14 protein-coding genes are annotated in these 21,093 nt (G+C 71.2%); 5 read left to right on the top strand and 9 right to left on the bottom strand.

The genetic code is table 11. The features are described 5' to 3' along the window. Window positions 1-90: 90 nt before the first annotated feature. Window positions 91-1,593 (bottom strand): exopolysaccharide biosynthesis polyprenyl glycosylphosphotransferase, encoded by a 1,503-nt coding sequence (locus tag ACFVJX_RS00005; protein ID WP_384127703.1) that lies wholly within the window; start codon window positions 1,591-1,593, stop codon window positions 91-93. Between the two features lie 436 nt (window positions 1,594-2,029). Here ACFVJX_RS00005 and ACFVJX_RS00010 point away from each other — a divergent pair, with 436 nt between their 5' ends. Beyond that, window positions 2,030-3,289 (top strand): D-arabinono-1,4-lactone oxidase, encoded by a 1,260-nt coding sequence (locus tag ACFVJX_RS00010; RefSeq protein ID WP_384127705.1) that lies wholly within the window; start codon window positions 2,030-2,032, stop codon window positions 3,287-3,289. Between the two features lie 16 nt (window positions 3,290-3,305). Here ACFVJX_RS00010 and ACFVJX_RS00015 read toward each other — a convergent pair whose 3' ends face one another. Then, window positions 3,306-4,301: an MASE1 domain-containing protein gene (locus tag ACFVJX_RS00015; RefSeq protein WP_384127706.1), complete on the bottom strand. Its 996-nt coding sequence runs from the start codon at window positions 4,299-4,301 to the stop codon at window positions 3,306-3,308. Between the two features lie 67 nt (window positions 4,302-4,368). Further along, the gene (locus tag ACFVJX_RS00020) at window positions 4,369-5,202 is read right to left on the bottom strand and encodes a PP2C family protein-serine/threonine phosphatase (protein ID WP_384127707.1); all 834 of its coding nucleotides are present in this window, start codon (window positions 5,200-5,202) and stop codon (window positions 4,369-4,371) included. A gap of 283 nt (window positions 5,203-5,485) precedes the next feature. On the opposite strand from ACFVJX_RS00020, the gene ACFVJX_RS00025 reads away from it, so the two are divergent. Further along, the gene (locus ACFVJX_RS00025; protein ID WP_384127708.1) at window positions 5,486-5,785 is read left to right on the top strand and encodes a DUF1876 domain-containing protein; all 300 of its coding nucleotides are present in this window, start codon (window positions 5,486-5,488) and stop codon (window positions 5,783-5,785) included. Between the two features lie 146 nt (window positions 5,786-5,931). After that, complete coding sequence (locus ACFVJX_RS00030) at window positions 5,932-6,573, top strand: DUF6629 family protein (protein WP_384127710.1); 642 nt, start codon at window positions 5,932-5,934, stop codon at window positions 6,571-6,573. A gap of 94 nt (window positions 6,574-6,667) precedes the next feature. Here the strand turns inward: ACFVJX_RS00030 and ACFVJX_RS00035 are convergent, their stop codons facing one another. Next, window positions 6,668-8,743, bottom strand: coding sequence for a SpoIIE family protein phosphatase (locus tag ACFVJX_RS00035; RefSeq protein ID WP_384127711.1), 2,076 nt, complete (start codon window positions 8,741-8,743; stop codon window positions 6,668-6,670). Window positions 8,744-8,946: 203 nt separating this feature from the next. On the opposite strand from ACFVJX_RS00035, the gene ACFVJX_RS00040 reads away from it, so the two are divergent. Further along, window positions 8,947-10,836 (top strand): rhamnogalacturonan lyase, encoded by a 1,890-nt coding sequence (locus ACFVJX_RS00040; protein WP_384127713.1) that lies wholly within the window; start codon window positions 8,947-8,949, stop codon window positions 10,834-10,836. Window positions 10,837-10,885: 49 nt separating this feature from the next. On the opposite strand, the gene pgm is transcribed toward ACFVJX_RS00040, so the two are convergent. The 5 genes from pgm to ACFVJX_RS00065 form a co-directional block, all read right to left on the bottom strand. Next, window positions 10,886-12,526, bottom strand: coding sequence for a phosphoglucomutase (alpha-D-glucose-1,6-bisphosphate-dependent) (gene pgm / locus ACFVJX_RS00045; protein ID WP_384127714.1), 1,641 nt, complete (start codon window positions 12,524-12,526; stop codon window positions 10,886-10,888). A gap of 46 nt (window positions 12,527-12,572) precedes the next feature. Further along, window positions 12,573-13,310 (bottom strand): 4'-phosphopantetheinyl transferase family protein, encoded by a 738-nt coding sequence (locus tag ACFVJX_RS00050; RefSeq protein WP_384127715.1) that lies wholly within the window; start codon window positions 13,308-13,310, stop codon window positions 12,573-12,575. Between the two features lie 196 nt (window positions 13,311-13,506). Then, window positions 13,507-14,064: a cysteine hydrolase family protein gene (locus ACFVJX_RS00055; protein WP_384127717.1), complete on the bottom strand. Its 558-nt coding sequence runs from the start codon at window positions 14,062-14,064 to the stop codon at window positions 13,507-13,509. A 124-nt stretch (window positions 14,065-14,188) separates the two neighbouring features. After that, a complete protein-coding gene (locus ACFVJX_RS00060; RefSeq protein ID WP_384127718.1) occupies window positions 14,189-15,613 on the bottom strand; it encodes an MFS transporter in 1,425 nt (474 codons plus the stop codon). Further along, window positions 15,606-16,052, bottom strand: coding sequence for a MarR family winged helix-turn-helix transcriptional regulator (locus ACFVJX_RS00065; protein WP_384127719.1), 447 nt, complete (start codon window positions 16,050-16,052; stop codon window positions 15,606-15,608). Before ACFVJX_RS00065 ends, ACFVJX_RS00060 begins: the two co-directional genes overlap by 8 nt. A 430-nt stretch (window positions 16,053-16,482) precedes the next feature. Here ACFVJX_RS00065 and ACFVJX_RS00070 point away from each other — a divergent pair, with 430 nt between their 5' ends. Next, a complete protein-coding gene (locus tag ACFVJX_RS00070; protein WP_384127721.1) occupies window positions 16,483-20,772 on the top strand; it encodes a discoidin domain-containing protein in 4,290 nt (1,429 codons plus the stop codon). Window positions 20,773-21,093: the final 321 nt, after the last annotated feature.

The following is a 21,093-nucleotide window of genomic DNA, read 5'->3' on the forward strand; positions in this document are numbered from 1 at the left end:
GGGGCCGGACCGGCAGGCGGGGTGGCCGGGACCCCCGGGGTGCCCGGCCACCCGGCCTCTTCCCGCTTCTGACATGTGCAGCCGCCGCACTCAGTACGCCCCGCGGCCGTCGGTGACGGCGCGCAGCGTACGGGCCATGAGTCCCATGTCTGTGGCCACCGACCAGTTGTCCACGTACCAGAGGTCGAGCGACACGGTCTCCTGCCAGGAGAGGTCGGAGCGCCCGCTGACCTGCCACAACCCGGTCAGTCCGGGTTTGACCGTGAGGCGCCTCAGCTCGCGCTCGTCGTATCGGGACACCTCGTCCGGCAGCGGCGGACGCGGACCCACCAGGGACATGTCACCCCGCAGGACGTTGAGGAGCTGGGGCAACTCGTCGAGGGACGAGCGGCGCAGCAGCCGGCCGATGCGTGTGACGCGGGGATCGCGGCGCATCTTGAACATCGGGCCGTCGTGCTCGTTGGACGTGGCGAGCCGTGCCCGGCGCTGTTCGGCGTCGGCCACCATCGTGCGGAACTTCCACATGGTGAACGGCCGGTTGTGCTGCCCGTGACGGATCTGCCGGTGGAAGACCGGCCCCCTGGACGTGAGCCGGACCGCAGCGGCGACCACCAGCAGCAACGGGGCTAGTACCAGCAGACCCAGCGCGGCGCCGGTACGGTCCACCGCGGCCTTGAGCGCGGGCTGCGGGCCCCGACGCAGCGGCGGCACGACGTGCAGCAGGGTCAGTCCGGCCGCGGACGCCGGGCGGACCCGGTCCGCGGCGATCTCCGAAAGGTGCGACAGCACGGACAGGTCGAGTCCGCCGTCGTGGAGCCCCCAGGACAGCCGCCGTAATCGGTCCTCGGTCAGCTCGGGCCCCGGTATCACCAGGGCCAGGTCCGCCTCGTACGCGAAGGCCGCGCCCAGCACCGTCGAGGCGTCGTCGTCGGCGGGCACGGGCGCGAGCCGCCCCGGGGTCGGGGTGTCGCAGCTCGGCGCGGCCGTTCCCACGGGCACGGCCGCGACCACGAGGTACTCGTGGTCCCTGCGGGCACCGAGCATCCGCACCGCCCGGTCCACTCCCACGGCATCGCCCACCACCAGCACCCGGCGTGCCGCCCGGTGCTTCCCCCACCCGGGCAGCCGGCGGACTCCGGTGACGGCCACGGCCGTCAGCAGGCCGGGGATCAGTGCCACCACCGCCGCCGCCGGATCGACGGATCCGCCGGCCACGGTCCGGAGCACCGCCAGCACGCCGATGAGCAGCAGCCAGTCCCCGGACGCGGTCAGCGCCCCCGCGGGGCGGCCCGGCGCCCGGAGCGAGTACCGGCCGCGCGCCGCCCGTACACCGGACCACACCAGCGCTGCCGCGACCGCGCAGCCCAGCGCCCGGGGCTCCTGGTCGGCGCGGAGCACCAGCCAGCCGGGAAGCCCGAGACCGAGCAGGTCGAAGCAGATGACAAGTGGCAGGTACCGGCCGGGTCCCCTTCTCGGCCCGGGCCGGGCGGAACGTTCGCGCTGTACGGTCGGGCCCTGCGGCAGCCGGTCGAACTCCTGGCCGCGGAGCCGGTTCGAAGCGGTCCGTGGACGAGGCGCCCCCGCCAGTCCCACGGGCCTTGATATTCCGGTTTCGGGTAGCTCGACATGCCCCATGAACCCCCCAGTCACAGTTGCATCTCCACAAACGGGGCGCATCCGCCGATCCTGTGGACTGACGGATGCGCCCTCGCTCGGTGCACGATATCCACACACGTGTCATTTCGCTGGAGTTCCAGCGAAGTTCAGACTTGCGGTGCGATCCGGAACTCGTCCCGTTCCGTGCTGGATCACAGGTTCTGTGCGGATGTGTTGGTATTTGCGACACGCCGGAATCGGACGGTGTGCGGATATGTACCGCCGCTCCGCCAACTACTGTACGTGGTCGGCTGGTTGGCCTGCGTGCGTCTGCGTCTTCCCGGCCCACGGCTCGGCCGAGGGGCGGCGGGGGCCGTCTGGGAGAATGCACCGTCGGGAGACTGCCCCGGCCACGAGTGAAAGAGGACGCACGGTGACTCCCGCGGAGAAGAACTGGGCCGGCAACGTCACGTTCGGGGCGAGGCGACTGTGCGTCCCCCGTTCCCTGGCCGAGCTGCGGGAGACGGTGGCCGCCTCCACCGCGGTGCGGCCCCTGGGCACCCGGCACTCCTTCAACGCCGTCGCCGACACCACCGGGGACCTGGTCTCGGTGGCCGGTCTGCCGCGCGTGGTCGAGATCGACCCCGAGGCGGGTGCGGTGACGATCAGCGCGGGGCTGCGCTTCGGCGAGTTCGCCGGGCAACTGCACGAGAGCGGCTTCGCCCTGCACAACCTGGGGTCGCTCCCGCACATCTCGGTGGCCGGCGCCTGCGCGACCGGAACCCACGGTTCGGGCGTGGGCAACCGCTCCCTCGCCGGCGCCGTGCGGGCCCTGGAGATGGTCACCGCGGACGGCGGGACCGTATCGCTGCGCCGAGGGGACGCCGACTTCCCCGGAGCGGTGGTGTCCATGGGGGCACTGGGCGTGGTGACCCGGCTGACACTGGACGTGGTCCCGGCCTTCGACGTATGCCAGTGGGTCTACGAGGAGCTGCCCGAGCCCCGGCTGACCGGCGCCTTCGACGAGGTGATGTCGGCCGCGTACAGCGTCAGTGTCTTCACCGACTGGCGTCCCGGACCGGTCGGCCAGGTGTGGCTCAAGGAGCGGGTGCGCGGCGGTGAGGTCCGGCAGGCGCCCGGCGAGTGGCTCGGGGCCCGGCTCGCCGACGGACCCCGCCATCCGATCCCCGGTGTGCCCGCAGGCAACTGCACCCGGCAGCTGGGCGCCGTCGGCGCCTGGCACCGGAGGCTGCCGCACTTCCGGCTGGAGTTCACCCCGAGCAACGGGGACGAACTGCAGTCGGAGTACTTCGTGGCCCGTCAGGACGGAGCGGCCGCCTACGAGGCACTGGGCCGGCTCCGGGACCGGATCGCCCCGCTGCTGCAGATCTCCGAGATACGCACGGTCGCGGCCGACGACCTGTGGCTGAGCCCCGCGCACGGCAGGGACTCGGTGGCCTTCCACTTCACCTGGGTACCGGACACCGCGGCAGTGGCACCTGTGCTGGGGGAGATCGAGGAGGCGCTGGCGCCGTACGGCGCGCGTCCGCACTGGGGCAAGGTGTTCACCACCACCCCCGACGTCCTGCGCACGCTGTACGGGCGGTACCAGGACTTCGAGAAGCTGATGGCCCGGTACGACCCGGCCGGAACCTTCCGCAACGACTTCCTGGACCGGCACTTCCCGCGCTGACGCCGTGCCGGGGGCCTCAGCGGCTCTCGCGCTCGTCCCTCGCCCGGGACGGCCAGGCGGCCGCCGACATGCCCGGCGCGAGGTGGTCCACCACATCGGCCAGTTCCTCGCAGACACGCTCGATCCTGCGGCGGACGTTCTGCTGCTCCGCGACGACGGCGGCCAGCAGCAGAGCGGTCAGCGCCACGGATCCGTTGAGGACCGTGAGGTTGATCATCACCTCGACGATGCTGTCGTCGGCGAACGGGCCCACCCGGTCCGTCGCGGCCACCACCGCCAGCACGGACACCAGGAGAGCGCACGGGGCGCTGCCCGCCAGCCGGAAACGGAGCGCGGCCCAGATGAGGATCGGGAACGCCAGGTAGAGCATCGACAGCGGGCCGCGGGTGGCCAGCAGCGAACCCGCGACCGCGACGATCACCAGCGCACCGGCCTCCATCCACCGGTCGCTCATCCGGGGCATCCGCAACCGGCGGCAGACGAGCAGCACCGGGGTGACCACCAGTACTCCCATGGCGTCCCCGGCCCACCACGGCGCCCAGACCATCCAGAAGTCGCTCAGCGCGAGTTTGCCGTCCACCAGGAGCATGGCGGTACCCATGAACGCGCCGATGACCATCCCGACCATCGCGCCCGGAAAGACCAGCAGGACACCGTCGCGCAGCCGGTCCAGGTCATTGCGGAAGCCGAACCGGCGCATCAGCAGATAGGCGCACAGGGGTGCCAGCGTGTTGCCGGCCACGACGCCGATCGTGGACCACGACACGTAACCGCTGAGCGTGGCGATGATGAGCAGCGAGCCCAGAGCGATCCCGGGCCAGATGCGCGGGCCCAGACAGAGCAGGCAGCCCAGGGCGATCCCGGTCGGTGGATAGAGCGGTGTGGCCGTCGCGCCGTTCAGGGTCACCTGCTGGAGAAGCCCCAGCCAGCCGGCCCCGTAGTAGGCGGCGGCCACTGCCAGGATGCGCAGCAGTGCCACCGCCCGGCGCCGGTATTTCTCGCTGCGGATCACGGTTCTCATCAGACACCGGCCCCAGTGGGAGGCGGCTGTGTGACACGCGCAGGTCTGGATCGGTGCGTCATCCCGGGGCGAGGGGAAACGCGTCGTGCCGCAGGACGAGCACGGCTGCGTCGTCCTCGTGCCCGGTGTGCTCCGCGGTCCGCAGGATCGCGTCGGCCAGCTCGTCCGCGTCGTCGCCCACGCCGGAGCTCACCAGCCGGACCACGGAGTCCAGCCCCTCGTCGATCGTGTAGGAAGGCCCTTCGATCACTCCGTCGGTGAGCAGCACGAAGGCCCCGGAGGTGGTGAGCCGCCGCGTGGTGACCGGGTACTCCTCGCCGCTCTGGATGCCGAGCGGCAGACCGCCCTCGTCCTCGGTGGTGCCCGACCGGCCGTCCGCCGTGGCCCACACCGCGGCGACGTGACCCGCACGGGCGCTCTGGAGCTCCTGGGCGACCGGATCGATCCGGACGAAGGTGCAGGTGGCGAGCAGGCCGGAGTCCACGGAGAGCAGCAGGTCGTTGGTCCGGCCCACCACTTCGCCCGGATCGGCCGCGGTGGCCGCCAGCGCCCGCATCGCGATCCGGATCTGCCCCATGAAGGCCGCGGCCTCGACGTCGTGCCCCTGCACGTCCCCGATGGCGAACGCGAGCGAGCCGTCCGGGAGCCGGAAACCGTCGTACCAGTCGCCCCCGATGTCCAGACCGTTGCGCGCGGGTGTGTAGCGGGCGGCGGTCTGCAGCCCCGGCAGGGAGGGCAGCGAGGAGGGCAGCATCTCGCGCTGGAGTGCCTCGGCCAGTTCCACCCGCGCCTGGTGCAGTTCCACCTCGCGGCGCGCGCGGGAGGTCAGCTGCTGGAGTGTGGTCAGCAGCTCCTCGGCACTGGCCGAGCGGGGAGGACGACGCCGGTTCATGGGCCGCTCCGCAGGGCGTGGTGGCGAGCCGCACCACAGGGTCTGTCGTGGCGGGACGATCCGGGAGGTCAACGTCTCGATCCGTACGGGCCCCGTCCGCGACCCGGCTGCCCCCGGACGTGGCTCATTGCATCCTATTTCGGTGTGCGGATCCGCGCAGGGCGAGCCGTCCGCGGCGGCCGGGAGGGCTCGGCCTGCGCGGATCGTGCCGGTTGGGTGGATGCTGGGAGTGAACCCCGCGGGCGGCGTCGGACGGCGGCCGGCGCGGGCCGGGAGGTGTGCGATGAACCGGATGCTGGAGTGGACGGTGCGCGTCGACCTGTCCGAGGAGGACGGCGCGACGAAGGCGGAGGCGGTGCTGGACACGGGCACCGCGAAACTCACCGGCCACGGGGTGGCCCGCTGCAGTCCGCAGGACCCCGACGTTCCCACGATCGGCGACGAACTCGCTGCGAGCCGCGCGATGCGCGACGTCGCGGCCCAGCTGATGAGCGTGGCCGACCGCGAACTCGGCGAGGCCGGAGCGGGGCCGTCGGACGGTCCGGTGCCGCCGCCGTACGCCTGGTCGGACGCGACGCCGTAGCGCCTGTTCCGGCCCGGACGGCGGCCGGACAGCGGGCCCCGGCCTGCCGGGCGGATGCCGTGTCACGGCCCGCGCCCGCCGCAGGGGCCGTAGCGTGACCGTGCAGGAGACCGGTTCACGCGAACGAGAAACCCGCGGGTGACGCCATGTGCTGGAGCGAGACCGCCGACCTGTTCGCGGGCTCCGCCGTCGCGGCGATCGGCGTGGCCTGCGTCGTGCGGACGCGACGGGCGCGGGACCTGCCGCTCGCCGCGCTCCCGCTGCTGCTGGGCGCCCATCAGATCATCGAGTCCGCCGTCTGGCGCGCGGACGGCGGCAGCGGCCCGGCCACCGTCGCCTGGGCCGTCATCGCGCTGCCCGTTCTCGCGCTGTGGGTGCCGCTGGGGGTGTGGTGCGCGGCGCCGCCGCACGCCCGCCGACGACTGGTGGTACCGCTGGTGGCGGGGGCCGCGACTGCAGCCGCCCTCGGGCATGCGCTGGCGGCGCGCCCCGTCGCCGCCCGGATCCGCGGGCACACCCTGGGCTACGTGGTCGATCTGCCGCGCCCGGGGCTGCTCGTCGCCGGTTACCTCCTGGCCACCGTCGGTGCGCTGCTGCTGTCCGGCGACCGGTGGCTGCGGTGGCTCGGGGCGCTGGCCGGGGCCGGTGCCGTCATCTGCGCCGCCCTGTGGCGACTGGAGTTCATCTCGACCTGGTGCGCGTTCGCCGCCGTGTGCTCGGTGGTCCTCCTCGGCTGGTCCGGGAGGCGCCCCGACGCCGTGACCGAGCGCGGGGCCGTCGGACCGTGAAGGGCGGGGCACGGCCGCGGTCCGCGAGAACATCCGTGCGGTCGGCCGTGGTGCGCCGCAACCGTGTCGCCGGGGACCGGGGTGCCCGGACCCGTCAGCTGCCGTCCTCGGGTTCCGGGATCTCCTGCTCGGTCCACAGCGCCTTGCCGTCGACGCCGTACCGGGTGCCCCAGTGCGTGGCGAGCTGCGACACGATGAACAGGCCGCGCCCGCCCTCGTCGACCGTGCGCGCGTGGCGCAGGTTGGGCGCCACCGGACTGGTGTCGTGGACCTCGCAGGTGAGGGTGCGGTCCAGCAGGAGCCGAAGGTGCAGCGGCGGGGTTCCGTAACGGACCGCGTTGGTGATCAGTTCGCTCACGATCAGTTCGGTCGCCTCGATCGTCTCCTCGTCGAGATTCCACCCTTCGAGCCGGTCCCTGACCAGGGTGCGGGCGACCGCCGGGGTGGTCCGCTCGTGGGCGAGTTCCCAGGTCGCGACCCGGTCGGGCGGAACGACCCCGGTCCTGGCGAGGAGCAGGGCGGCACCGTCCGGACAGGCGTCGGCGGGCAGGTTGTAGACGATGGAGTCGCAGAGCTGCCGCAGCGGGCGGTCCGGAAAGGAGAGCGCGTCCTGCACCTGGGCCACCGACCGGGCGTCCGGCAGCAGCGAACAGGTGAGGAAGGCCAGCACGCTGCCCTCGGCGAGCTCGATCGTCGCGGTCGCGAACGGGGCGCTGTCGTCGGAGAAGAGCGACGGGCCCTCCGGTACGTCCAGCGCGATGGGGCGGCCGTCGGGAGCGATGACCACCGGAGCCGGATGCCCCGCCCGCGCCACGGTGCACGTCCGGGCGAACGGGTCGTAGACCGCGTACATGCAGGTCGCCGTCAGGGCCTGGTTGTGCAGCGAGTCGCCGGGCGGCAGCGACCTGCGCTCCTCCGCCAGCCGGTCGGCCGTGTCGTTCAGCCGGGCCAGCACCTCGTCGGGCTCCAGGTCGAGACCGGCCAGCGCCTGGATGACCGTGCGCAACTGCCCCATCGTGATGGCCGTCTGCAGGCCGTGCCCCTCCACATTGCCGATGATCAGCGCGGTACGCGCACCGGACAGCCCGACGGTGTCGAACCAGCAGCCGCTGTTGCGCCCCGGAAGCAGGGCGTGCGCGGTCTCGATGGCGACCCGGGCGCCGTCGTGCTGGGGGAGCAGCCTGTGCTGGACGGTGGACGCGATCACATGGTCGCGCTCGTAGCGCCGTGCGTTCTCGATGCTCAGGGCCGCGTGGGCGGCTGCCGTCAGCGCGAGCGCGAGATCGTCCTCGTCGTACGGTTCGGTGCCGCGGAACCGGTAGAGGCTCACCAGTCCGAGGACGGTTCCGTGCAGTTTCAGCGGGACCACGATCAGGGAGTGCGCCCCGGACACCTCGGACAGCCGCGCGCTCTCGGGGTCCGAGGCCAGCCACGGCGTGTCCGGGCCGAGGGTGGAGAGCCGGGGCCGCAGATCGCTGACGGCGAGTGCGAAGGGCGTACGGTCGGGCAGCCGCCGCATGTCCCCGGCCATGGCGTCGCTGCCGAGCCCGCGCTGAGAGGCGCGCCGCAGCAGGGCATCGCGTGCCAGCGGACCGGACACGAGGGTCGATCCGCGCAGGACCTCGTCCACCACTTCCACCACGGCGAAGCCCGCGAACCGCGGCACCAGGGCCGCGACCAGGCCCTCGCAGGTCGCCGCCACGTCGAGGGAGCGGCCCACCTCCTTGCGCACGGCCGTCAGACAGTCCGCCCGGGACCGCGCCTTCTCGCGTTCGTGGACGTCGACGACGGCCGCCAGCACCCCCAGCGTCCGTCCGTCCGGGGCGTCCAGGCGGTGGAGGGTGACCATCAGGCTGCGGCTGGGTCCGGGCGCCCCCATCAGCCGTCCGCGGATCACCCGGTCGAGCACCGGCTCGCCGGTCTCCAGCACCCTGTGCAGGAGCAGTTCCGCATCGTCCGGGTCGTCGAGCCGGTACGCCTCGGTGAAGTGCAGGCCCACGAGCTTCTCGGTCCCGACCGCGTCGGACAGGGTGTTGACGCGCTCCACCCGCAACTGCGTGTCCAGGACGTGGAGCCCCACCGTGGACTGGCTGAACAGGGTGTTCAGGAGCGCCACCGCCATGGCGTCGCCCGTGTTCGTCCCAGAGGCAGGTCCACCGCCGTCCGACACGTCGCACCCCCAACGGGCTCCGCCACCCCAGCGAATCGGCAGCTCTCCGGGACAGCCTGCGCACGTCCCGTGCCGCCCGCCACCGCGCGGACCCGTACGGGTGAACGGGGCCGTGGGCGCCGAGGCCCGCGGGAGCGGCAACCTTTCCGCGCCCGGCGGCCACTGACGTTACGAAACCCACCCCCACCCGGAAGGAACCCACCGTGGCTCCTGAGCATCCCCGGCCCTCCCGCAGACGTCGCACCACCCGGACCCGCACACTGCTCGGCGCACTGACGGCGGGTCTGCTGGCCGCCGCCGGACTGGTCGCCTCCGGCCAGACCTCGCAGGCCGCGACCGCACGCCAGGCGGAGGCGCTCGACCGGGGCGTCGTCAGCGTCCACACCGATGCGGGCAACCTGATCAGCTGGCGCTGGCTCGCCACCGACGCCGACGACATCTCCTTCAACGTCTACCGGGCCGGTACCAAGGTCAACGCCTCACCCGTCACCGGCTCGACGAACTACTTCCACGCGGGCGCGCCCGGCTCCGCGGACTACACCGTGCGCGCGGTCGTCGACGGGGCCGAGCAGGGCGACTCCGTGCACGCGATCCAGTTCCGCACCGGCTACAAGGACGTACCGATCAGTCCGCCCGCCGGAGGCACGACGCCCGACGGTGTGGCCTACACCTACGAGGCCAACGACGCCTCCGTGGGCGACCTCGACGGTGACGGCGCACTCGACTTCGTACTGAAGTGGCAGCCCACCAACGCCAAGGACAACTCCCAGTCCGGCTACACGGGCAACACCGTCATCGACGGGATCAGGCTCGACGGGACCCGGCTGTGGCGCATCGACCTGGGCCGCAACATCCGCTCGGGCGCGCACTACACCCAGTTCCAGGTCTACGACTACGACGGCGACGGCAAGGCCGAGGTCGCGATGAAGACCGCCGACGCCACCGTCGACGGCCAGGGCAGGACGATCGGCAGCTCGTCCGCCGACTACCGCAACTCCGCGGGCTACGTCCTTGCCGGCCCCGAGTACCTGACCATGTTCAACGGGCGGTCGGGCGCGGCCATGGGCACGGTCGACTACGTCCCCGCACGCGGCACGGTGTCCTCATGGGGCGACAGCTACGGCAACCGCGTCGACCGCTTCCTCGCGGGCACGGCCTATCTGGACGGTGCGCGCCCGTCGTTGATCATGGCCCGCGGCTACTACACGCGGAGCGTCATCGCCGCCTGGGACTGGCGGGACGGGGCGTTCACCCGGCGCTGGACCTTCGACACCAACAGCTCGACCAACTCGGGCAAGGGCTACGACGGCCAGGGCAACCACCAGCTCTCGGTGGCCGATGTCGACGCGGACGGCAAGGACGAGATCGTCTACGGCGCGATGGCCGTGGACGACAACGGCAACGCCCTGTGGACCACGAAGAACGGCCACGGCGACGCCATGCACGTCGGTGACCTGGACCCGTCACGCCCGGGGCTGGAGGAGTTCAAGGTCGACGAGGACAGCTCGAAGCCCTCGTCGTGGATGGCGGAGGCGAAGACGGGCCGGATCATCTGGTCGACGCCCGCCGACGGCGACAACGGACGCGGGGTCAGCGACGACATCTGGTCCGGCTCCTCCGGCGCCGAGTCCTGGTCGGCCGCGGCCGACGGGATACGCGACCCGAAGGGCACCGTCGTCGCGAACCGCAAGCCCTCCAGCTCCAACTTCCTGGCCTGGTGGGACGGCGACACCACCCGGGAGCTCCTCGACGGCACCCACATCGACAAGTACGGCACCTCGTCCGACACCCGGCTGCTGACCGGCGCCTCGGTGCACGCGAACAACGGCACCAAGGCCACCCCCGCGATCTCCGGCGACCTGTTCGGCGACTGGCGCGAGGAGGTGGTCTGGCCGACGGCCGACAACACCGCGCTGAGGATCTACTCCACGCCGTCACAGAGCAGCACGAGGATCACGACACTGCTCCACGACATCACTTACCGCACGGCCCTGGCCTGGCAGAACACCGCCTACAACGAGCCACCGCACCCGGGCTTCTTCATCGGCGCCGGGATGGCGACCGCGCCGCGGCCGACGGTGTCGACCCCCTGACACGCGGGAGCCGCGTCCCCGGCGCTCCGGGGACGCGGCTCCCGCCCGATCAGGCGTCCAGGGCCGCGGAGACCACGGCTCTGGCCTCCTCCTGGACGCGCCCGAGGTGCTCGGTGCCGAGGAAGGACTCGGCATAGATCTTGTAGACATCCTCGGTGCCGGACGGCCGCGCCGCGAACCAGGCGTTCTCCGTCGTCACCTTGATACCGCCGATCGCCGCGCCGTTGCCCGGCGCCGAGGTGAGCACGGCCGTGACCGGCTCTCCGGCGAGGGTGTCGGCGGTGACCTGCTCGGGGGAGAGCCGCGCGAGCACGGCCTTTTGCTCACGGTCCGCCGGGGCGTCGATCCTGGCGTACGCCGGTTCGCCGAACCGGGAGGTCAGCGCGGCATAGCGCTCGGACGGCGAATCGCCCGTCACCGCGAGGATCTCGGAGGCGAGCAGCGCCAGCAGGATGCCGTCCTTGTCGGTCGTCCAGACCGACCCGTCCCGGCGCAGGAAGGACGCGCCCGCCGACTCCTCGCCGCCGAACCCGAGCGAGCCGTCGGACAGACCGTCCACGAACCACTTGAACCCGACCGGCACCTCGACCAGTTCCCGGCCGATGTCGGCGGCGACCCGGTCGATCATTCCGGACGACACCAGGGTCTTCCCGACGCCCGCCCCCGTCGGCCACCGGTCCCGGTGGGTGTACAGGTAGTCGATGGCGACGGCGAGGTAGTGGTTCGGGTTCATCAGACCCGCGTCCGGGGTGACGATGCCGTGCCGGTCCGCGTCGGCGTCGTTGCCGGTGGCGATCTGGTACCGCTCGCGCTGTCCGATCAGCGAGGCCATCGCGTACGGCGAGGAGCAGTCCATCCGGATCCTGCCGTCCCAGTCCAGCGTCATGAACCGCCAGGTGGGATCGGTGAGCGGATTGACCACGGTCAGGTCGAGCCGGTGCTGCTCGGCGATCCGGCCCCAGTACGCGACGGATGCCCCGCCCAGCGGATCGGCGCCGATCCGCACCCCGGCCGTGCGGACCGCGTCCAGGTCGAGGACGGACGGGAGGTCCGCCACATAGCTGCCGAGGAAGTCGTACGTCCCGGTGGACGGGGCCGCCAGCGCGCGGGTGCGGGTCACCCGGCGCACGTCCTTCAGGCCGTTCTTGATGATCTCGTTGGCCCGCTCCTGGATCCAGCCGGTCGCCGCGGACCCGGCCGGGCCGCCGTTCGGCGGGTTGTACTTGAAGCCGCCGTCACCGGGCGGGTTGTGCGACGGGGTGACCACCACACCGTCGGCGAGCTGGGCCTTCCGGCCGCGGTTGTACGTGAGGATGGCGTGCGAGACCGCGGGCGTCGGCGTGTAGCCGTCGGCGGAGTCGATGAGCACGGTCACGTCGTTCGCCGCGAACACCTCGAGGGCGGTGACGCGGGCGGGCTCGGACAGCGCGTGGGTGTCGGCGCCGAGGAACAGCGGCCCGTCCGTGCCCTGTCGGGCCCGGTACTCGCTGATGGCCTGGCTCGTCGCGGCGATGTGGTCCTCGTTGAACGCGGTGGCCGTCGACGACCCCCGGTGCCCCGAGGTACCGAAGGCGACCCGCTGACCGGCCTCGTCCGGATCGGGGTGCAGCGTGTAGTACGCCGTCACCAGCCGGGCCACGTCGGTCAGGTCCTCGGGTCGTGCCTGCTGTCCGGCTCGTGCGTGCGGCATCTGCCATTCCTCCGTATCGGTCGGTCGGTACGATCTGCCCGCCGGATCAGTCTCGCCGTTCGTCCCCGGCGGCGGGCGCCCGCCCCGCCGTGCGGACGGCGACCGCCGCCGCGTATCCGGCGGGCACCGCGACATCCGTGACGGTCCAGCCCGCCGGGCCCGGCTGCGGGCGGGGGCCGGTCCCCACGTAGTCGTGCGCGAGACCACCCGCCAGCCCGATCCCCTTGCCCTTCAGGTAGGCCTCCTTGCGGGTCCACGCCCGGACGAAGGCGGCCGGCCGGTGCTCCTGAGGCAGCTCCGCCAGCTCGCGGCGCTCCGCGGGATGCAGCTGGTCGCCGATCTCCGACACCGTCCGGGCCCGCGGTGCGCCCTCCACGTCCACTCCCACCGGCGTGTCCGCGAAGGCCAGCAGGGCCACGCCCCTGGTGTGCGACAGGGAGAAGTGCACATCGCCGTCGGTCGCGGGACGGCCGTGCGGCCCGCCGCAGGACGGGCAGGGTTCCCTGGTCAGCCGCACGGCGTCGGGAGCGACGCCCAGCCGGGCCCCGAGCAGCAACCGCAACGCCACGTGCGAGGCGACGTAGCAGTGGCGGTCGGCCTCGGAGATCAGACTCCCGGCCCGCCCGAGCTCCTGCGCGTCGAGGATGTCCGGGGCGAGCCGCTGTGCCCGCTCGCCCTGCTCCCGCGCGTCCACGACCCAGAGCGCCGGAGCACCGGCGGCCCAGGAGGGCGCCGGGCCCGGGTAGCCGGTATCGGTGAGTGCGAACTCGTGGGGCTGGTACACCGTTACGTCATCCCTCGGCCGGGGCGGGTGCCGTGAGCGGGCGTCAACGGCGGAGCGGTCGCTCACATTCTATGGAGATCCGGCCCGGGGCAGACGTACGTTCGATCACAGCCGGACAGGTCACACCGCTCCGAAGGGGGCGGGCACTTCCCGGACGGCGCGGTACCGCGGGAGCGCTCGACCCGGCGGCGGACGGCTACCCGGCCGCGTCGAGGGCCCTGGCCCACTCCTCGACGGTGGTGACCTCGCCGCGCCGGGCGAGGAGTTCGCTCAGGAGCATGTCGTGCAGGGCGGGGCTGGGATCGGCGCAGGCGTCGGACAGGACTGTGACCCCGTAGTCGAGGTCGGCCGCCTGAAGGGCCGTGGACAGGACGATGCCGCCGGTGGAGACGCCTGCCAGGACGAGATGACCGATGTCCTGAGCGGTCAGGATCTGGTGCAGGTTGTTCCCGGCGAAGGCGCTGACACGGTTCTTGTGGACGACGATCTCCCCCTTGGCGGGGGCGACATCGGGATGGATCGCGGCGCCGGGGTCGTCCGCGGTGAAGAGATGGGACGGCAGCGAGCCGAAGATCTTGTTGCGCGGGTGGGCGTCTACGTGGCCGGGGCGCAGCCGGAGCGCCACATGGATGACGGGGACACCCGCGGCGCGCGCGGTGCCGAGCGCGTGCGCGGCGCGCGGCAGGTAGTCGTCGGGGCAGTGGGCGATGTGGTTGAGCTGGAGGTCCATAGCGAGGAGTGCGGTGCGGGCCATGGCAGGCGCCTTCCGTTCGGGGGCGGGTACGGGGGAGAGCTGAGGTGGCGGGGCAGGCGGCCGTTCCGGGCGCCCAGGGCGTGTTGCGGAGGCCGGGCCTGCCCCGCGGGCGGACGGCGCTCCCTCAGGACGCGTCCGCCGGGCTCCGGCCGTCCTTCGCACGGCCGAGCGTCCGGTCGAAGACGGTCAGCAGGAGGTAGAGCGCGCCGGCGCCGAGCATGACCCAGGCGAGGTGGTGCATGCCGCCGGTGTCCGCGCGTTCTCCGAAGGAGGCGGCCGCCGTGGCGGAGGCGACCATCGAGCCGACGTACGCGAAGGTGCGCAGCAGACCCGCCGAGGACGCGGTGCGCTCGGGGTCGGCCTGGTAGTACACGGAGTTCTGCAGGGCCAGGCTGTTCAGTCCCTGCGGGACACCGAAGATCAGGGCGACGAGAACCAGCGTCCACACGGGGCTGTCCGCGCCGGTCATCAGCATCACGACGCAGGCGACGATCTGTCCGAGCCCGCCGACGAGCAGTTTGCCGCGTACGCCCCTGCGCCGTCCGCTGAGGACCGAGACGCCGATGGCGACCAGGAACATGGGGATCTGCACCAGCCCCGCGTGGAAGGGCGACAGGCCGAACCCCTCCTCCGTCCACTGGGTGAACCCGTAGAGGAAGGAGTAGGAGACGACATAGGCGACCAGCGCGCGCCCGTAGGTGACGAGCAGCGGCGTGTTGCCGCCCAGTACCCGCAGATCGATGAACGGGGTGGCGGCCCGCAGCTCCCGCACCGCGAACGCGGCGCTCGCGGCGGCGGCGATGGCCAGCAGGTACCAGTCGCGCAGGTGCAGGTTCATCAGGAACAGCAGCAGGGATACGAGCATCGCGGCGAACAGCGCCATCCCCGGCAGGTCGAGCTGGGCGGCGATGCGCCCGCGCTGCGGTGACTCGCCGGTGCCCGCCTCCCTGGGCAGTCGCAGCCGGCCCAGCGCCACGGCCACGACGGCCAGAGGCACATTCACCGCGAAGGTGGCCCGCCAGCCGCCGAGACCGATCAGCAGACCGCCCAGCAGAGGGCCGATCACGGCGATGGTCTGGTTGGCCACGGCCAGGGCGGTCAGCACACCGCCGGGACTGTCCCGGCCGGTGCGCCGCGCCTCGCTGCGCACCAGCGCCATCGCGGCGGGATACCCGGCGCAGGTGCCGAACCCGAGCAGGACGCGCGAGGCGATCAGCACCCCCAGGTTCGGCGCCAGGGTGCCGATGACACCGGCGACCCCGACCAGGCTCGTGCTGACGAGGAAGAGCCTGCGCGGCCCGAAGATGTCGATGAGCCGGCCCACGACGGGCTGCCCGAGAGCCGTGGCGAGATAGAGCGCCGAGACAAGCCACGCGGTCCGGGAGGGCGGAGCGCCCAGCGCGTCGCCGATGGGGATGAGCGTGACCGCGATGATCGTGGAGTTGACCGGGTTCAGGACCGAGCCCAGCATCATCGGCGGCAGCAGCCGCCGGTCGAAACCCGTGGGTCCGGCCGTTCCCGTCTTCTGCGCGGTGGTCCGGTCAGTCATGGGTGAGGCGCTCCAGTACGGCCATGGCGGCGATCACTGCCCGGCGCTCCTCCTCCGTGCACCGGTCCTGCAACTCACCGGCCAGCCACTCCTGCCGGACCTGCCGCCCCTCCGCCACCCGCCGCACGCCCTCCGGGGTCAGCGCGATCAGCAGCCGGCGCCCGTCGGCCGGGTCGGGGCGCCGTTCCACCAGACCCAGGTCGGTCAGCGACGCGACCGTTGCCGTCATCGACTGATGGCGCACCCCCTCGGCGGAGGCGAGCTCACTGGCCGTGACCCCTTCCTCGCCCGACAGGCGGGTCAGGACCGACTCCTGACCGAAGGTGATGTCCTCGGCCTCGGCGGCGTTCAGGATGCGGCGCCGCAGTCGGCCGATGACCGTACGGACCTCTCGCGAAGCCTGGACCGCCGAGGGTGACAGGCGCGGGCTCTCGTTCATGCACGCCACACTAGAACCTACAGCTTGAGTTGTACAGTTTCGACTGTATAACTGGCCCGCCCCGTTCTCCGGTGTGCCCGGCCCGGCCTGTGCGCCCCGGATTTCCGGTCACCGCTTCCCTCGTCCGAGCTGGCGCCTTTCAGTGTCTTTCAGTTTCCCGCAAATTCCTTGCGCAATTTGCGACTGATTTGCGGTACCTGGATGTGGCGCGCTTTCGCCTTGCGTGTCAGCCCAGTTGAGCCGGTGCGACGGAATCCGCTTGTGCTTCATCTTCTGCCGCAATGGTGGACTCGTCGTCATTTCTCTGCAACTCTCTGACCGCAATACGCAAAAGTCCATCCTGTGGGTGCAGGAAAGTATGCCCTCGCAGGTACGCAGACAGAGCCGCGCCTTGGTCGCGCCCTGCGCCGAGGCCGAAGATCGGGGACATATGAGAACGCAACGCTGGAGATGGCGGGCCCTCTCCGCCGCTGTCACCACCAGCCTGTTGATGGTCGGCTGGCCGGCGCTCCACGCGTCCGCGGCCGGCGGCCCGAACATCGCGGCCGGCCGTACGGCGGTCGCGAGCAGCGCGGGCAGCGGGAAAGCCGCGGACAACATCACCGACGGCGAGCAGTCGACGTACTGGGAGGGGTCGGGCAGCGCCCTGCCCCAGTGGGTGCAGAGCGACCTGGGCAGAACCACCCGTATCGACCAGGTCACGCTGAAGCTTCCCGCCGGCTGGGAGAGCCGTCGCCAGACGCTCTCCCTGCAGGGCAGCGCCGACGGCACGAGCTTCTCGACGCTGAAGACCTCGGCCGTCTACACCTTCGCACCGGGCAGCTCCAACAAGGTGACCATCGGGTTCCCGGCCACCCGCGCCCGGTTCGTCAGGGCGAACATCACCGCGAACACCGGGTCGAAGAACGGCCAGCTCGCCGAGCTGGAGGTCCGCGCGGCGGCGGAGTCGTCGGTCAACCTCGCCTCGGGCCGCACGCTCACGGCCAGCAGTTACACCCAGACCTACATCGCGGCACAGGCCAACGACGGCAACACGGCCAGCTACTGGGAGAGCCGCAACGGCGACCTCCCGCAGTGGATCCAGGCCGACCTCGGCTCGTCGGTGCGGGTCGACCGCGTCGTGCTGCGGCTGCCGGACGGCTGGGAGAGCCGCAGTCAGACGCTGAAGATCCAGGGCAGCGGCAACGGCTCGGACTTCACCGACCTGACGCAGTCCAAGGCGTACACCTTCAGCCCGACGGCCGGCGAGTCGGCGACGATCACCTTCGACGCCACGACCACCCGTTATGTGCGCGTCCTGGTCAGCGCCAACTCGGTCCAGCCGGGCGCCCAGGTCTCCGAGCTGGAGATCTACGGCCCGGAGTCCGGCGACACCCAGGCACCGGCCGCGCCGACACAGCTGGCGTACACGGAACCGGCCACCGGGCAGATCAAGCTGACCTGGAAGGCCTCGACGGACGACACCGCAGTCACCGGATACGACATCTACGCCGACAACACGCTGCTGACCAGCGTGGCCGGCAACGTCACCACCTACACCGACACCCGCCCGGCCGGCGCCACCGTGTCGTACTACGTCCGCGCCAGGGACGCGGCGGGCAACGTCTCGGGGAACAGCAACACCGTGACCCGCGGCGGTGACTCGGGGGACACCCAGGCCCCGACCGCGCCGGCGAACCTGAGCTTCACCGAACCGTCCGCCGGGCAGATCAAGCTGGCCTGGCAGGCATCCACCGACAACAAGGCCGTCACCGGGTACGACATCTACGCCAACAACGTGCTCCGCAAGAGCGTGGCGGGCGACGTCACCACGTACACCGACACCCAGTCCGCCGCCACCACGGTCTCCTACACCGTCCGCGCCAAGGACGCGGCCGGCAACGTGTCCGGCGACAGCAACACCGTCACCCGCAACGGCAGCACGAGCGCGGCCTCCAACCTCGCGATCGGCAAACCCATCACCGCCTCGTCGGTGGTCCACACGTTCGTCGCGGAGAACGCCAACGACAACAGCCTGAGCACCTACTGGGAGGGCGCCGGGGGCAGTTACCCGAACACGCTGACCGTGAAGCTGGGTGCCAACGCCGACACCGACAGCGTCGTCGTCAAGCTCAACCCGGACAGCAGCTGGGGTGCCAGGACGCAGAACATCCAGGTGCTCGGCCGTGAGCAGAGCGCCTCGGCCTTCACCAGCCTGGTCGCGGCCAAGGACTACGCGTTCAACCCCGGCAGCGGCAACGCGGTGACCATACCGGTCAGCGGCAGGGTCGCCGACGTCCAGCTGAAGTTCACCTCCAACACCGGTTCCGCAGCCGGTCAGGTCGCCGAGTTCCAGGTGCTGGGCGCACCGGCACCCAACCCGAACCTCCAGGTCACCTCGGTGACGGCGGCACCGGCCGCACCGGTCGAGTCGGACCCCGTCACGCTCACCGCGACCGTGCGCAACAGCGGTTCGGTGGCGGCGCCGGCGAGCAAGCTGGAATTCCGGCTCGGCGGTTCCAAGGTCGCCACCGCCTCCGTCGGCGCACTGGCGGGCGGAGCCTCTGCCCAGGTCAGCGCCGAGATCGGGGCGCGTGACGCGGGCACCTACGAAATCGGTGCCGTCGCCGACCCGGCGAACGAGGTCATCGAGCAGAACGAGACCGACAACACCTACACGAGCACGACCGCTCTGGTCGTCAAACCGGTAGCCAGCTCGGACCTGGTCGCGACCGCTGTCAGCACCTCCCCGTCCTCCCCGTCCGAGGGCGACAGCGTCACCTTCTCGGTTGCGGTCAAGAACCAGGGCTCGGTGGCGTCCGCCGGTGGCAGTCACGCCGTCACGCTGACCCTGACCGACTCCAAGGGCGCCACGGTGAAGACCCTCACCGGCGCGTACAGCGGTGCGATCGCCGCCGGCGCGACCAGCGCCCCGGTCGGGCTCGGCAGCTGGACGGCCGCCAACGGCTCGTACACCGTGAAGACGGTGATCGCGGACGACGCCAACGAGCTCCCGGTGAAGCGCGGGAACAACACCTCCACCAGCTCGCTCTTCGTCGGCCGCGGCGCCGACATGCCGTACGACATGTACGAGGCGGAGGACGGTGTCACCGGTGGTGGCGCCCAGGTCGTCGGCCCGAACCGGACCGTCGGGGACATCGCCGGCGAGGCCTCCGGCCGCAAGGCCGTGACCCTCAACAACAACGGCAACTACGTGGAGTTCACCACCCGGGCGAGCACCAACACCCTGGTGACCAGGTTCTCCATCCCCGACTCCGCGGGCGGCGGAGGCATCGACTCCACGCTGAACCTCTACGTGGACGGCACCTTCCTCAAGGCGATCGACCTCACGTCGAAGTACGCCTGGCTGTACGGCGACGAGACCGGACCCGGGAACTCCCCGGGCTCGGGTGCGCCGCGGCACATCTACGACGAGGCCAACGTGATGCTGGGCAAGACCGTCCCGGCCGGCAGCAGGATCCGGCTCCAGAAGGACGCCGCGAACACCTCCACCTACGCGATCGACTTCGTCAGCCTGGAGCAGGCGTCGCAGATCGCCAACCCGGACCCGGCCGCCTATGCCGTACCCGCCGGATTCACCCACCAGGACGTCCAGAACGCCCTGGACAAGGTCCGGATGGACACCACGGGCAAGCTGGTCGGCGTCTATCTGCCGGCCGGTGACTACCAGACCGCGAGCAAGTTCCAGGTCTACGGGAAGGCCGTCAAGGTCGTCGGCGCCGGTCCCTGGTACACCAGGTTCCACGCGCCCGATTCCCAGGAGAACACCGACAACGGCTTCCGGGCCGAGGCCAGTGCGAAGGGATCGTCGTTCGCGAACTTCGCGTACTTCGGGAACTACACCTCGCGCATCGACGGCCCCGGCAAGGTGTTCGACTTCTCCAACGTCTCCGACATCACCATCGACAACGTCTGGAACGAGCACACGGTGTGCCTCTACTGGGGCGCCAACACCGACAGCATCACCATCAAGAACTCCCGTATCCGGGACACGTTCGCCGACGGCGTCAACATGACCAACGGCTCGACGGACAACCACGTCGTCAACAACGAGTCGCGGTCCACGGGCGACGACAGCTTCGCGCTGTTCTCGGCCATCGACTCCGGCGGCTCGGACATGAAGAACAACGTCTACGAGAACCTCACCTCGATCCTGACCTGGCGCGCGGCGGGCGTCGCCGTCTACGGCGGCTTCGACAACACCTTCCGCAACATCCACATCGCGGACACCCTGGTCTACGCGGGCGTCACGGTGAGCTCGCTGGACTTCGGCTATCCGATGAACGGGTTCGGGGCCGAACCGACGACGATCGAGAACGTGTCGGTCGTCCGCTCCGGCGGCCACTTCTGGGGGACGCAGACCTTCCCGGGCATCTGGCTGTTCTCGGCCTCCAAGGTGTTCCAGGGCATCAGGATCAACAACGTCGACATCGTCGACCCGACGTACAGCGGCATCATGTTCCAGACCAACTACGTGGGAGGACAGCCGCAGTTCCCGATCAAGGACACCGTGCTGAGCGACATCTCGATCACCGGCGCCCGCAAGAGCGGGGACGCCTTCGACGCCAAGTCCGGCTTCGGACTGTGGGCCAACGAGATGCCGGAGGCCGGCCAGGGGCCGGCCGTCGGTGAGGTCACCTTCAACGGCCTGAAGCTCAGCGGCAACGCACAGGACGTGAAGAACACGACCTCCACCATGAAGATCAACATCAACCCGTAGCGGCCCCGCACGCAGGGACGCCGTCCGGCCCGCCGGGCGGCGTCCCGTGGTGCGCAAATTCCTTGCGCACCAACGTGCGAAGTTTGCAGGAACGGCGCTGTCGGCCGGTCGTGAACCGTACAGAACCACCCCTGGCGTGCTGTCCGGGCTCGATGGAGCCCGGCGGTACGCCTCTTTCGTGCATCGCACGAGGCGTACGACCGGCTGTCAAACTTTTACGAAAACTGCGCGAGATATTGCGTTCACATGTCGGCGCTGGTTGAGTGTGCCTCGCCCCGGCAGAGAGCCGGCCGAGGGCCTTCCATGCTCATGCCCGAAGGG

Source organism: Streptomyces sp. NPDC127177 (genome assembly GCF_042672475.1).
Classification (GTDB): Bacteria; Actinomycetota; Actinomycetes; order Streptomycetales; family Streptomycetaceae; genus Streptomyces.

Bases quoted from the DNA above. Each gene is read 5' to 3' on its own strand.
- ACFVJX_RS00060 (WP_384127718.1), bottom strand. From the start codon at position 15,613: ATGACTGACCGGACCACCGCGCAGAAGACGGGAACGGCCGGACCCACG.
- ACFVJX_RS00065 (WP_384127719.1), bottom strand. From the start codon at position 16,052: ATGAACGAGAGCCCGCGCCTGTCACCCTCGGCGGTCCAGGCTTCGCGA.
- ACFVJX_RS00020 (WP_384127707.1), bottom strand. From the start codon at position 5,202: ATGAACCGGCGTCGTCCTCCCCGCTCGGCCAGTGCCGAGGAGCTGCTG.
- ACFVJX_RS00025 (WP_384127708.1), top strand. From the start codon at position 5,486: ATGAACCGGATGCTGGAGTGGACGGTGCGCGTCGACCTGTCCGAGGAG.
- pgm (WP_384127714.1), bottom strand. From the start codon at position 12,526: ATGCCGCACGCACGAGCCGGACAGCAGGCACGACCCGAGGACCTGACC.
- ACFVJX_RS00070 (WP_384127721.1), top strand. From the start codon at position 16,483: ATGAGAACGCAACGCTGGAGATGGCGGGCCCTCTCCGCCGCTGTCACC.
- ACFVJX_RS00030 (WP_384127710.1), top strand. From the start codon at position 5,932: ATGTGCTGGAGCGAGACCGCCGACCTGTTCGCGGGCTCCGCCGTCGCG.
- ACFVJX_RS00055 (WP_384127717.1), bottom strand. From the start codon at position 14,064: ATGGCCCGCACCGCACTCCTCGCTATGGACCTCCAGCTCAACCACATC.